Origin of the sequence: Saccharopolyspora hattusasensis (genome assembly GCF_050972075.1) — a bacterium.
Classification (GTDB): Bacteria; Actinomycetota; Actinomycetes; order Mycobacteriales; family Pseudonocardiaceae; genus Saccharopolyspora; species Saccharopolyspora hattusasensis.
On the sequence record NZ_JBPCDC010000001.1, the window covers coordinates 4,904,975 to 4,916,620 of the forward strand.

The 11,646-nt window shown below is 67.3% G+C and carries 14 protein-coding genes; 5 read left to right on the forward strand and 9 right to left on the reverse strand.

Annotated elements, in window-relative coordinates; all coding sequences use genetic code 11:
* Window positions 1-156: 156 nt before the first annotated feature.
* The 4 genes from ACRXBZ_RS23280 (at window position 157) to ACRXBZ_RS23295 (ending at window position 4,405) form a co-directional block, all read left to right on the forward strand.
* Window positions 157-849, forward strand: a complete 693-nt coding sequence (locus ACRXBZ_RS23280; protein WP_433880904.1) for a helix-turn-helix domain-containing protein — start codon at window positions 157-159, stop codon at window positions 847-849.
* A gap of 132 nt (window positions 850-981) precedes the next feature.
* Window positions 982-2,193: a tetratricopeptide repeat protein gene (locus ACRXBZ_RS23285; protein ID WP_433880905.1), complete on the forward strand. Its 1,212-nt coding sequence runs from the start codon at window positions 982-984 to the stop codon at window positions 2,191-2,193.
* 225 nt (window positions 2,194-2,418) lie between these two features.
* A complete protein-coding gene (locus ACRXBZ_RS23290; protein ID WP_433883946.1) occupies window positions 2,419-3,885 on the forward strand; it encodes an AlkA N-terminal domain-containing protein in 1,467 nt (488 codons plus the stop codon).
* Between the two features lie 13 nt (window positions 3,886-3,898).
* Window positions 3,899-4,405: a methylated-DNA--[protein]-cysteine S-methyltransferase gene (locus ACRXBZ_RS23295; protein WP_433880906.1), complete on the forward strand. Its 507-nt coding sequence runs from the start codon at window positions 3,899-3,901 to the stop codon at window positions 4,403-4,405.
* Between the two features lie 421 nt (window positions 4,406-4,826).
* Here ACRXBZ_RS23295 and ACRXBZ_RS23300 read toward each other — a convergent pair whose 3' ends face one another.
* The 6 genes from ACRXBZ_RS23300 to ACRXBZ_RS23325 all read right to left on the reverse strand — a co-directional run bounded on the left by ACRXBZ_RS23300 (window position 4,827) and on the right by ACRXBZ_RS23325 (window position 8,543).
* Complete coding sequence (locus ACRXBZ_RS23300) at window positions 4,827-5,933, reverse strand: helix-turn-helix domain-containing protein (RefSeq protein ID WP_433880907.1); 1,107 nt, start codon at window positions 5,931-5,933, stop codon at window positions 4,827-4,829.
* 27 nt (window positions 5,934-5,960) lie between these two features.
* Window positions 5,961-6,653, reverse strand: a complete 693-nt coding sequence (locus ACRXBZ_RS23305; protein WP_433880908.1) for a hypothetical protein — start codon at window positions 6,651-6,653, stop codon at window positions 5,961-5,963.
* A gap of 80 nt (window positions 6,654-6,733) precedes the next feature.
* Window positions 6,734-6,946 carry a hypothetical protein gene (locus ACRXBZ_RS23310; protein WP_433880909.1) on the reverse strand — a complete coding sequence of 71 codons (213 nt, stop codon included), beginning with the start codon at window positions 6,944-6,946 and terminating at the stop codon, window positions 6,734-6,736.
* Window positions 6,886-7,941 carry an amidohydrolase family protein gene (locus ACRXBZ_RS23315; RefSeq protein ID WP_433880910.1) on the reverse strand — a complete coding sequence of 352 codons (1,056 nt, stop codon included), beginning with the start codon at window positions 7,939-7,941 and terminating at the stop codon, window positions 6,886-6,888. Before ACRXBZ_RS23315 ends, ACRXBZ_RS23310 begins: the two co-directional genes overlap by 61 nt.
* A 170-nt stretch (window positions 7,942-8,111) precedes the next feature.
* Window positions 8,112-8,378, reverse strand: a complete 267-nt coding sequence (locus tag ACRXBZ_RS23320; protein ID WP_433880911.1) for a hypothetical protein — start codon at window positions 8,376-8,378, stop codon at window positions 8,112-8,114.
* Between the two features lie 3 nt (window positions 8,379-8,381).
* Entirely contained in the window at window positions 8,382-8,543 is a 162-nt protein-coding gene (locus ACRXBZ_RS23325) for a hypothetical protein (protein WP_433880912.1), read from the reverse strand.
* A 48-nt stretch (window positions 8,544-8,591) separates the two neighbouring features.
* On the opposite strand from ACRXBZ_RS23325, the gene pdxR reads away from it, so the two are divergent.
* Window positions 8,592-10,016, forward strand: a complete 1,425-nt coding sequence (gene pdxR, locus ACRXBZ_RS23330; protein WP_433880913.1) for a MocR-like pyridoxine biosynthesis transcription factor PdxR — start codon at window positions 8,592-8,594, stop codon at window positions 10,014-10,016.
* A gap of 195 nt (window positions 10,017-10,211) precedes the next feature.
* Here the strand turns inward: pdxR and ACRXBZ_RS23335 are convergent, their stop codons facing one another.
* Genes ACRXBZ_RS23335 through ACRXBZ_RS23345 form a run of 3 tightly spaced genes read right to left on the reverse strand, consistent with a single transcriptional unit; the run spans window position 10,212 to window position 11,640 of the window.
* A complete protein-coding gene (locus tag ACRXBZ_RS23335; protein WP_433880914.1) occupies window positions 10,212-10,508 on the reverse strand; it encodes an integrase core domain-containing protein in 297 nt (98 codons plus the stop codon).
* Window positions 10,505-11,218, reverse strand: coding sequence for a DDE-type integrase/transposase/recombinase (locus ACRXBZ_RS23340; protein WP_433880915.1), 714 nt, complete (start codon window positions 11,216-11,218; stop codon window positions 10,505-10,507). Before ACRXBZ_RS23340 ends, ACRXBZ_RS23335 begins: the two co-directional genes overlap by 4 nt.
* The gene (locus ACRXBZ_RS23345; RefSeq protein WP_433880916.1) at window positions 11,215-11,640 is read right to left on the reverse strand and encodes a transposase; all 426 of its coding nucleotides are present in this window, start codon (window positions 11,638-11,640) and stop codon (window positions 11,215-11,217) included. The genes ACRXBZ_RS23340 and ACRXBZ_RS23345 overlap by 4 nt, the downstream gene beginning before the upstream one ends.
* Between the last annotated feature and the right edge of the window lie 6 nt (window positions 11,641-11,646).

The following is an 11,646-nucleotide window of genomic DNA, read 5'->3' on the forward strand; positions in this document are numbered from 1 at the left end:
CGTTTACCGAACATGATTTGCGCTGACTTGCCGGGGGTCGGTCTTTGCGTGGTTGGAATACGGGCGCGGTTGGCGACATCGCCGAGGTGCCCGACGGGTGCCTTGGCAACTGGCCAGAGCTCGAACTACCGGGTATCGGGTATAAGGTCCTGTCTCGTGGAAAAGACCGAGCTTCTCGAACAAGTGCGCCGGCTACGTAGTGAAGGCAAGTCGCCGAAGGAAATCGCCCGTGCTCTTGATGTACGTCCGTCCGCGGTGGCTCCTCTGGTGCGGGCCGTCGCGGCGCAAGATCGCGCCACGGCCGAGTTGCCGGAACTCGTTGGCTGCTGGATCAACGTGGGTTGGAGCCAGGGGCTTTCCGTTGTCGGCCGACCCGACTGGATTGAACCAGCACAGGACGGCGCCGGTGGGCTGGTGAGCGTGCTGATTGCGCGCAGGCACCGCTGGGACAAGGTGTCGGTGTGCGGATACCTGGTGGACGTCTATTGCCTGGGAGTCAAGAACGCGCTCGGGCCGGACATCACCGACGACGTCGCCCTGCGGCGGTTCGTGCCGGAGTACTTCAGGACCTTCCGGAACGGTTGGAAGGAGGCTCCGATCGAACTCGCACAGGAGATCGTGTTCGGCGCCGTCGAGTACGCGCGCGGACTCGGTTTCGAACCCCACGCCGATTTCCTGAAAGCCGCCGACCACCTCGGTACCTGGGAAGGCCCGTCCGGCATCACCTTTGGCAACCAGGGCAAGCCGTGCTACATCTCGGGCCCGTATGACAACCCTCGCCGGGTGATTGACACTCTGCACCGCACGGTGGGCCCGCCACCCAACTTCGATCACATAGTGATGATGTGACCACCGTTCGTGACCACCGTTCGTGACTCCTGCTTGTAACCCCCGTTTGTGATCACCGTTCGTGACCCCTGTTCGTGACCCCTGTTCGTGACCCAGGCGCAGGACGATCCAGCACTCTACCAACGCTTGCGGTTGCTGGCGGCCACCACGTCGGACCAGCCAGATTTTTCGGCACTGCGTGATCAGATCGATCTGCTGCAGACAGATTGGCTCGATTACGATCAAGCGGTCGCCTATGCCGACCGCGCCTACGGCACGCTGGACGCGCTTCGCCGCCTGTTGCCCGATCACGCGACCGACGTGCAGTCCTTGCTGCGTGAGGTGATGACTCACGTCGGCGCCGCCGCCGATTGCGGCGAGGGTGAGGTGGAGGAGGTCGCTGATGCGGCTTGGCAGCTCTATCTGGATGCCTGCCAGGTCAATCCGCCCGACCCGGAGGAGCTAGGGCGCTGGCTGGCATCCTTCCGGCTCAACGGTACGGATTGGCCCAGCATCGAACTGTGTGAAGTCATCGAACTGCTCGGTCCGGAGGGGCTCGCGGCTTATCGGCTCGGCCTGGATCAGGCCGGAAGCCGATGCCCGGTGTGGCGGCTACGCTGGCTGCGCGAGGAGCTCGTCCGGGAAACCGAGGACACCGACACGCTGATCAAGACCTTTGCCGAGGACCTCTCCAATCCTTACTCCTACGTGCGAATCGCCGATGTGCTGCGCGATGCCGGTCGCGTTGATGATGCGATCGACTGGTTGCAGCGCGGTCTTCGGGACATGGGTCGGCAGGATCCGCGGCTTGTGGACCTGCTTGTCGACCTCTACCAGGCGGAAGGCCGTGGGCCTGATGCGGTGGAGCTCCTGGAAGCCGGATTCGCCGATGCTCCCGACGAGGGCACCTACCGGCGATTGCGCGTGGCCGCCGAGCGGACCGGACAATGGTCGCAGCTGCGCGAGCGGGCGCACCAGGTGCTGCGCAAGCGAGTCGAGGCCGGGAAACCCTTCGTGGCCGCAACACTGGCGCGGATTCTGTTGGCGGAAGACGACATCGATGCGTCCTGGCAGGTGGTGCAGCAGTATGACTGCGACGCGTCGACCCGAATGGCCGTCGCGGAGCGCCGGGCGGAGACCCACCCGGCCGATGCCATCGCCATCTACCGGCCGCAGGTCGACACGGCCATCGCGGAAACCAGCCGCCAGGGCTACCTCCGCGCAGCTCAGTTGTTGACGGCGTTGCGGGGCCTGCACTCCCGTGTTGGAGAAAGGGAGGCTTTCGCGGCAGACGTTAGGCAGCTGAAGGAAACCCACCGGCGCAAGCGGAACTTCCTGTCGATCCTCGCCGAACACGGCTTGTGACGGAGCCGCGGCCATCGGCAGGCAGTTCGCAGCGGCCATCGGCAGGCAGTTCGTAGCGGCCATCCGTAGGCAGTTCGTAGCGGCGGTTTCTGCTGCTCAGGGGGCCGTGAGTGGTTTGGGGTGCTATAGCCCCCAGAAGTGCTCACGAGGGGTTTGTCGGCCCTGCGCACGTTGATGTCGTTTTTTCGCTAGCTTGCGGCCCGGCTCCCGGTGATGCTGGTGGGTATGCACGAGGATGTGGCTCGGTGTGTGCGGGCCGTTCAGTCCAAGGACGCTCGGTTTGACGGGTGGTTCTACACCGCCGTCGTCAGCACTGGGATCTACTGCCGGCCCAGCTGCCCCGTTGTTCCTCCCAAGGTGGAGAACATGCGGTTCTACCCGAGCGCCGCCGCTGCTCAGCAGGCCGGGTTTCGGGCTTGCAAGCGGTGCCGACCCGACGCCAGCCCCGGGTCTCCGCAGTGGAACGAGCGCGCCGACCTCGTTGGGCGGGCCATGCGGCTGATCGCCGACGGGGGCGTCGATCGGGACGGCGTTCCCGGGCTCGCCTCTCGGTTGGGGTACAGCGTGCGGCAGATCCAGCGGCAGTTGCTGGCCGAACTTGGGGCCGGGCCGCTTGCCCTGGCCAGGGCGCAGCGCGCGCAGACCGCGAGACTGCTGATCGAGACCACGACCGTGCCCATGAGCGATGCCGCTTTCGCCGCTGGGTTTGCCAGCGTGCGGACGTTCAACGACACCGTGCGCGAGATCTTCGGGCTTGCGCCCACCGAGTTGCGAGCGCGGGCTTCCCGGCAGCAGTCGGTCGCAGGGGGATCACTCGCGTTGCGGTTGCCTTTCCGGGCTCCGTTATGTCCGGACAACCTTTTCGGGCACCTCGCCGCGACCGCAGTGCCCGGGGTTGAGGAATGGCTTGACGGGGCCTATCGGCGGACCTTGCGCCTGCCGCACGGGCACGGCGTCGTCGCGCTCCGGCCGCAGCCCGAGTACATCGACTGCCGGTTGACCTTGGCCGATCTTCGGGACCTGTCGGCCGCGATCACCCGCTGCCGTTGGCTTCTCGACCTCGACGCCGATCCGGTCGCCGTCGACGACCTGTTGCGCACCGACCCGGTGCTCACGCCGTTGGTCGACAAGGAGCCGGGGCGTCGGGTGCCCCGCACCGTCGACGCTGCGGAGTTCGCGGTGCGCGCCGTGCTCGGGCAGCAGGTTTCGACTGCTGCGGCACGCACGCATGCCGCTCGGTTGGTGACGGCTCACGGCGAGCCGGTCGACGATCCCGCCGGTGGGTTGACCCACTTGTTCCCGGATGCGAGTGCCTTGGCGTCGCTGGATCCGGACACGCTCGCCTTCCCGAAGGCTCGCCGCAAGACCATCACCACGTTGGTCGAGGCCTTGGCGGGTGGTGGTATCGATCTGAGCGTCGGCAGCGACTGGCATCGGGCTCGTGCCCAGCTCGCTAAGCTGCCAGGATTCGGCCCGTGGACCGTCGAGACGATCGCCATGCGCGCCCTGGGCGATCCCGATGCGTTCGTGCCCACCGACCTGGGAATCCGGTACGCCGCAAGTAGCCTGGGGCTGCCCTCGACGCCTGCGGCACTGACCGGTCATGCCGCTGCATGGCGTCCCTGGCGAGCGTACGCCGTGCAGTACCTGTGGGCGACCGGCGACCACGCGATCAACCGGCTACCGGCCTGAGGAGAGGTTTCCAGTGCACCCGGTGAACACCGTCATCGACAGCCCCGTCGGCCCGCTGACGCTCGTCGCCGTCGACGGCGCCCTGACCGGTCTCTACATGGAGCGTCAGCGACACCGCCCGCCGGAGGAGAACTTCGGCGAGCCGGACACCGCGCCCTTCGGGCCGGTGATCGATCAGTTGGAGGAGTACTTCTCGGGGCAGCGCAACGAGTTCGACCTGCCCATGACGCTGGTCGGCACCCCGTTCCAGCGCATGGTCTGGTCGGGGTTGTGCGAAATCCCCTACGGCGAAACGATTTCCTACGGCGAGCTGGCCGAGCGGATCGGAAAGCCCAGTGCCTCGCGGGCCGTCGGGCTCGCCAATGGCAAGAACCCGATCGGCATCATCGTGCCCTGCCACCGCGTCGTCGGATCTACCGGCAACCTCACCGGTTACGGCGGCGGGCTGGACCGGAAGCAGCACCTGCTCGACTTCGAGCGGCGTAACACCGCTGGCATGCAGGCGGCGCTCGACTTCTAGCGCCTGTTCTGGGGCGGTGCCGGACACGATTTCGCTGGCAGTGGGCCGGGAGTCTTTTGAACCAGCGCAAACCAGCGCAGCCCAGAAGACCTCACGGCCCCCGGGCTTCAGGGCGTCCAGGCCAGGTTGCGGCCGGTGCCCCCGAGGATACTGTCCAATGCCAATGCCAATGCCAATGCCAATGCCGAGGCCGAGGCCAATGCCGAGGTCGAGGTCGGCCGGTCCCCTTCGATTTCCATTGAAATTGCGTGAGTTGTCCACAGACTCCGGCGTGTCGTGGTCCGACACGCCGGAGGAACGCAATTTCCATTGAAATTGCGGGTGGGTCATCGGGACAGGCGGACGGTGGAGAAGCTGAGCACGAGCAGTGGCCGGTCCGTGCCCTCCCGGGCGATCGGGAGCCCGTCACCGCCGCGTGTGATCAGCTAGGTGTAATCGGGGTTAGTCGCGGCCGGTGGGCCGTTCTCCTGCCATCAAAACCTCGACCCGCGCCGGTACCCGGCACCGCGGTGATGCTGAGCCCGAGCATGAGATTGGTCAGATCCTCTAGTGGGAGGCAGAGTTCATCGGCGACGTCTGCAAGGCTGATCCGCTGTCCGCGAAGCGCACGCAAGACCTTCGTCAACAGTTGAGAATTTTCCCGGGGAATCCCGCCGGGTTCGGCCCCGCGGAACCCCTGCTGGCTGAGTTCCACGCATGCGGACCGATAGTGATCACCCGTGAGAAGCCCGAGGTCACGAAGCCGGTGCGTTAGCGCCATGGCTGACACTCGCCAAATGGCCCTGCCGTCGATGATCTGACTTGTCAGCGGTTCTCTTGGCATATGAGTGAGCACGCTCGTGCGCGGCATGAGGAAAGCGCTCGCAAAGGCGTTGGCTTCATCTTCCGCTTCCTGCGACGGTAGCTCCGCAGCCCCTGAGTGGAGCACCAGGTGCCCGAGTTCGTGTGCGACATCGAACCGGCCGCGTTCCCCCGAAGTGAGGGTGTTGAGGAAGATGAACGGCCGCCCTCCATGCCAAAGTGAAAAAGCGCCGACCTCGGCATCTTCCGGTGACACGGCGAACAGTCGAACCCCGCGTGACTCCAGGAGGTGCACCATGTTCGTCGTCGGTTTGAGCTCGATGCCCCATGACGCCTGCACCATCTCCGCTGCGATCTCCGGGTCCACCCGATCGATGATCGGCACCGCGGCTTCCGGCAGGTCGAAACGGCTTTCAAGCCAACGGTTGAACTCCACTGCGAAAACGGCCGAGCTCGTCGCGGCATCGCGTTTGATCGCTGCGGTCTTCTTGCGCGCCCTGAAGGAAGGCGCACCCGATGCGATCTCATCGGGTTCAGGTGCTGCGAAGAAGTTCAGCGGGAACCTGAGTTGCTCGGCGAGGGAACCCAGTGCCGCGCGGTCGGGTTCCAGCCGGCCGCGTTCGTAGTCGCCGATGCGCCTTGCGGTAACTCCTGCCCGTCTGGCCAGTTCAGCCTGAGTCAGCCCACGACGTCGGCGGGCAAGTGCGAGGCGGCCTGGCGAGAACATGACTCCGCCATTGTCCACCCGTCTCGGTCAGCCCAACGCAGCACCGGACTGAAGAGCTCGAACGTAGACATCGATCTGGTCCGGGTCCTCGGGTCCTCCGGGCATCACGATGGGGGCGAACCGCAGCGGTGGGAAGACCAGTCGTTGTCTCCAGGACGTGATGTGCCTGTCGGGAGAGATCGGGTCTGCCAATGAGACCTCTCTGCGCACCATGAACTCGTCGCCGACATCGAGGGGATAGGTCACGAGGAACCACACGTCCATCGCAGCGAGGTCTTCGATGTCAAGATGCCCGCGGTTGCTCGACCGCGTCAGGTCGAGATCGAGTGTCGGCTGCCCGGTACCTTGCGCCGTAGCCTCAGCAACCACCGCGCCCTTCGGGTACTTGCTCCGGGGGCCCGTCTTCGAGCGGGCGTCGCCCGTGTTCTGGTCACCCAACAAGACACCCAATGCCCTGCTCTTGTGGGCTTCGTACACCAACGGCACGTTCCGTGGATCCGCGTATCGCCAGCCGGCCTCAGCCACTACGCGGCGACGGAGCTCCCCTACTCGTGCGATCCAGTCCTTGAGGCCGGGGGCGGATCGGGGCTCGAAGTCGTTGTTGGAACGCCTAGCGTTCACTCCGGCCCGGATGGCCTCATCAACCTGAGCGATATTGAGCCCAAGCTCTTGAAGGCGGCGTTGCGCAGCGGTACCGGTCCAGACGATCGTGCCTGACATCAAGCCCTCCCCAGCGCCGATGATCCGTTTCTAACGAAAGTGGATCTCCCTGGGGAACCGCCAATCGGGGCGGTGTCGCCTTACGCGGTCAACGCCCCGCCGTCGGCGACCGCGCGGCCGTTGTGGATCACCGTCCGGTCACGGCCGCGGTCCATCACGGCGGCGGCAACGGTTTCGCCGTCGACCAGCAGCAGGTCGGCCTGGTCACCGACGGCGAACCCGGGGCGGTCGGCTACCGACGCCAGCCGCGGCAGCGAGCGGTCGAGGATCGACGCACCGCCGCGGGAGGCCACCGCGTAGCAGTGCTCGATGAGCTCGTCGGCGCGGAACTGGTTGGTGAACGAGAGCTGCCACGTGCGGTCGAGCATGTCGGCGTTGCCGTACGGCGACCAGTAGTCGCGCGCTGGCCGTCCTCGCCCAGCCCGACCCGGACCCCGGCGGCGGTGAGCTCGGTGAGCGGCAGCGAGTGGTGCCGCGCGGGCGCGACGGTGGCCATCGAGATGTCCAGCTCGGCGAACTCCGCGATCAGCCGCCGGGTGGTGGCTTCCGAGACGCTGCCGAGGCTGTAGGCGTGGGAGATGGTGACCTGCCCCGCCATGCCGAGCGCGCGGGTGCGCTCCAGGATCAGGTCGACCGAGAACACCCCGAGCTCGCCGGGCTCGTGCAGGTGGACGTCGATCCGCGCCTGGTGCTTCTCCGCCAGTCCGAACAGGACGTCCAGGTGCCGCACCGGGTCGCGGTCGAGGGTGCAGGGGTCGATGCCGCCGACCACGGCAGCCCCCGAGACCAGCGCCTCGTCGATCAGCGGCGGGACGCCGTCCTCCCGCAGCAGCCCTGCCTGCGGGAACGCGATGATCTCGACGTCGCAGCGGTCGCGGTGCGCCTCCTTCGCGGCCAGCACCCCTTCGAAGCGCTCCAGCCCGCAGTCCGCGTCGATCTGGGCGTAGCTGCGCACCCGGGTCGTGCCCTGCTCGATCATGCGGCGGAGCGTGTAGGTGGCCCTTTCGGCGACGCTCCACTCGGCGTCGCGCCAGTTCCCGCGGTCGTTCACGACCAGCGGCCAGATCCCCGGGCTGCCGGTGTGCGGCCGGAACGGCAGGCCCAGCCGGGTCGAGTCGAGGTGGCAGTGGACGTCGGAGAACGAGGGCAGGGCGAGCCGCCCGCGGCCGTCGACCGAGTCGGCGCTCGTGGCCTGCGTCAAGTGCGGGGTGACGGCGCTGATCCGGCCGTCCTGGATCTCGATGTCCGAGGCCTGGCCGCCCCACGGGCGGACGTTGGTGATCAGCATTGGCTCTCCGTTCGTCACGTCGTTGGTAGCACGTCGGCGAGGCTGGCCAGCGAGGGTGCTCGGCCAAGCTCGATGCGAGAACGCGAGTGTTGATCTTCGCCGTGGAACGGGTGCATACCGGACGCGAGTTCCTGCCGCACGGCTACAACATTCGGAGCAGTTCCGGCCGATCAGCGTGCGGGTTTTCCGACGACGGGCTCCGGACTGCTTTCGATCCACCGTCGCATGCCGCTCAGCGTGCTCTGCGCGTCGAAGACGTCCGCGGTCCAGGTGGTGGATCGGACCGTGCCCCGCTCGCGGCAGCGGCGCATGATCTCGACGTGCGCGGGCAGGCCGACGAACCGCTGCAGGTCGTGCTCGCCGGTCCAAACCGAGAGCGCGCCGCTCTTGCCCTCCAGCGGCGAGACCCAGAGCCACGAGCCGACCGCGCCGGGCATCGCTTACCAACCTCGGCGCAGGCGGATCCCGGCGCGCGCCACGCCGACCAGATCGCGGCGGCGGTGCAGGGTGAGTTCGGTGCCGCTCACCAGCACCGGCCCGGCCGGATTCAGGGCGGGCCCGGGCTCGAAGCGGGTGAACAGCGGGGAGTGGAGTCGGTCCATGCCCCGATCTTGCGGCCCGATTGGTTTGCTACGAGATCCAATCTAGTCATGGACAAGCAGACCAATTCAACGCATTCGGAGTTCCCGGCGGACGTGTTGGTGCCGCTGGATCGATCCGCTCCGCGTCGGCTTCGGGAGCAGGTCGAGCACGGGTTGCGCGCGGCGGTCCAGGACGGGCGCCTGGCGGCCGGCACGCTGCTGCCGCCGTCCCGCGCGTTGGCCGGCGATCTCGGGGTCTCCCGCAGCGTGATCGTCGAGGCGTACCGGAACCTGATCGCCGATGGCTACCTGGTGGCGCGCCGCGGATCGGGCACGCGGGTCCGCGACGTCGCGCCTGCCGACAGCATCGAACCGCTTTCGGCACCGACGGCGGCGGCTCGGTTCGTCGGCGGACTGCCCGACACCGGGACCTTCCCCAGGCGGGAGTGGTACCGGCACTACCGGGCCGCACTCGCCGGCACACCGGATTGCAGGCTCACCTACCCGGGTCCGCAAGGCGCGCCCGAGCTCCGGGCCGCGCTGGCCGGTTATCTCGGTCGCGTGCGAGGAGTCCGCACGGCACCCGAGACGATGGTCATCACGACCGGATTCACACAGGCGCTCGTGCTCCTCTGCCGCGTCCTGCGCGCCCGCGGGGCCGAGCGGATCGCGGTCGAGGACCCGTGCTTCGCCTTCCACCGCAGGACAGTCGAAAGGACGGGCATCCACGTGGTCCCCGTGCCCGTCGACGACGACGGCATCGACGTGGCCCGGCTGCGCGTGCAGCAGGTCGCTGCGGTGCTCGTCGCACCGGCGCACTCCTACCCGACAGGTGCGGTCCTGAGCCCGCAGCGGCGCGGGGAACTGGTGCGGTGGGCCCAGCGCCACGACGTTCTGGTCATCGAGGACGACTACGACGCGGAGTTCCGCTACGACCGCGCTCCGGCAGGCGCGGTCCAGGGGCTCGACCCCGAGCACGTCGTTTACGCAGGTGGGGCAAGCAAGACGTTGAGTCCCGCGCTGCGGCTCGGTTGGGTCGCCGCGCCCAAGTCCCTGGTGGGTGATCTCGTCCAGGAGAAGTTCTTCGACGACATGGGGTCGGGGCTGCTGGAGCAGCTCGCGCTCGCGCGGTTGGTCGAGGACGGCGGATTCACCCGGCACCTGCGGCGGGTCCGCCCGATCTACCGCGGCCGGCGGGATGCGGCGCTCAAGGCTCTTGCAGCGCACTTTCCCGAAGTCACCCCGACCGGTGCGGCGGCGGGTCTGCACGTCTACGTCCGGCTGCCACCAGGCACGGACGAGAACGGGCTGCTCGACGACGCGCGCGCACGAGGTGCGCTGGTGGAGGGCGCCGCGCAGCACTGGGCCGACCCCGAGCGCGCCGCACCCGCGTTCGTGCTCGGCTACGGGCGGTTCGCCGAGCACGCCCTCCCCGGTCTCATCGCCGCAATCGCAGCGCCCCACCGCTCGCGGAACTCGAGGCAGCGGCCGTGACCGTACCTTGGCGGCGTCGCGGACTGCGGACGAGAACTGCGGATGGTTACCTTCGAGCGAGGCGGCTGCGCGCGCTCACACCCCCGGCGCGCGACAGCGGCCCGGCCGACTCGCATTGGTGGCTGGTGGGAATCGGCGCGCGGCAGGTGCCGCAACCGTTTCGGTAGTTGTCAAGTCAAATGAGACAGTTGGTGCCTACTGTGTGGGTTGCGGCTGGTCGGCGGGCTGGTTGATCCAGACAACCTCGGGAAGTTTCGGTGCCCGAGGACGACGAGCGAACCGGTGTGGGTAGGTGGCGTGGGCACGGTCCAGGGTGGCCTGCCGCTGGGTCTGGATCTGCTCGGCGGTGCCGAAATGCACCGATGCCGGGGTGTGCCAGCCGATCCCGGAATGCCGATGCTCGTGGTTGTAGGACAGGAAGAAGCCATCGCAGAACCTGCGCGCGTCTTCCAGTGACCCGAACCGTTCCGGGAAGTCCGGCACATACTTCATCGTCTTGAACTGAGCCTCCGAATAGGGGGGTTGTCGTTCGATGTGCGGGGACGGGAATGTGACCGCAGTACGCCCAGGTCGACCAACAGCTCGGATACCGGCTTGGACACCATCGCCCCGCCCCGATCGGCGTGGATCGTGTGCGGCTCACACCCATTCCGGCGCACGGCATCGGCGAGGAGATCCTTCGCTACCACGGCGTCCTCCGCAGCGGCGACCAACCACCCAGTGACATAGCGGGAAAAAATGTCGATGACGACATAGCATTTGTACCAGACGCCTTTGATGGGTCCTTTCAGTGCGGTGATGTCCCACGACCACACCTCGCTGGGACCGTGCGCAGCCAGCTCGGGGCGGACGCGGGGTGGATGGGTGGCTTGGCGGCGCCGCTCGGATACCTGGCCGGCGGCGCGGGCGATGCGGTACATCGTGGACATCGAGCACCAGTACCGGCCTTCGTCCAGTTCCCGGGCCCAGACCTGCGGGATCGCCAGGTCGAGGTAGGTGGGGCTGTTCAGCAGGTCCAGCACCGCTGCCCGCTCGGCTACGCTCAGCGCCGACGGGGGCGGTGTGCGCGGCAACCACGGACCGTGCAGCGGGCCTTTCGGTGAGGTGTGCCGATAGTGGGTCGCCCGAGAAATCCCGGTCAGCGTACAGGATTTCTGCACGGACACCTCCGCTGCGCGTAGGCCGGTGAATGCGGTGGTCATGATGTCGTCGGCGGCTCGTCGTTCTCCGCGCTCCCGGAGAGTTCGTCCAAGAGCGCGCGCGCTTTTCCCATGATGTCCAGCGCCATCCGGGTCTTCGCGAGGTCGGATTTCAATTTCTCGTTCTGGCGGCGGAGTTTCTCTAATTCGAGCTGTTCGGCGGACTTCTTCGGTCGCTTCGCTGAAGTCGTTGCCTCTGCTGGTCGGTTAGTCAGGACTCCGGCGTCACGTGCCCGTGTCCATTCGATGACGTGGGAGGAGTACAGGCCCTCGCGACGCAGGATGGCGCCTTTCTCGCCGTTGGGTGCGTTCTCGTACTCGGCGACGATGGCGAGCTTGTAGTCGGGGCTGAACACTCGCCGGGTCGGCCGGGGTGCGGGGTCGGCCGCCGGGGAGCTGGGCTGGTCATCAGACGGGGTGGACACGTACAC

Excerpts from the sequence above, each read along its gene's own strand:
- ACRXBZ_RS23290 (WP_433883946.1), top strand. The coding sequence starts at position 2,419 with ATGCACGAGGATGTGGCTCGGTGTGTGCGGGCCGTTCAGTCCAAGGAC.
- ACRXBZ_RS23300 (WP_433880907.1), bottom strand. The coding sequence starts at position 5,933 with ATGTTCTCGCCAGGCCGCCTCGCACTTGCCCGCCGACGTCGTGGGCTG.
- ACRXBZ_RS23305 (WP_433880908.1), bottom strand. The coding sequence starts at position 6,653 with ATGTCAGGCACGATCGTCTGGACCGGTACCGCTGCGCAACGCCGCCTT.
- ACRXBZ_RS23315 (WP_433880910.1), bottom strand. The coding sequence starts at position 7,941 with ATGCTGATCACCAACGTCCGCCCGTGGGGCGGCCAGGCCTCGGACATC.
- ACRXBZ_RS23320 (WP_433880911.1), bottom strand. The coding sequence starts at position 8,378 with ATGCCCGGCGCGGTCGGCTCGTGGCTCTGGGTCTCGCCGCTGGAGGGC.
- ACRXBZ_RS23325 (WP_433880912.1), bottom strand. The coding sequence starts at position 8,543 with ATGGACCGACTCCACTCCCCGCTGTTCACCCGCTTCGAGCCCGGGCCC.
- pdxR (WP_433880913.1), top strand. The coding sequence starts at position 8,592 with ATGGACAAGCAGACCAATTCAACGCATTCGGAGTTCCCGGCGGACGTG.
- ACRXBZ_RS23335 (WP_433880914.1), bottom strand. The coding sequence starts at position 10,508 with ATGAAGTATGTGCCGGACTTCCCGGAACGGTTCGGGTCACTGGAAGAC.
- ACRXBZ_RS23340 (WP_433880915.1), bottom strand. The coding sequence starts at position 11,218 with ATGACCACCGCATTCACCGGCCTACGCGCAGCGGAGGTGTCCGTGCAG.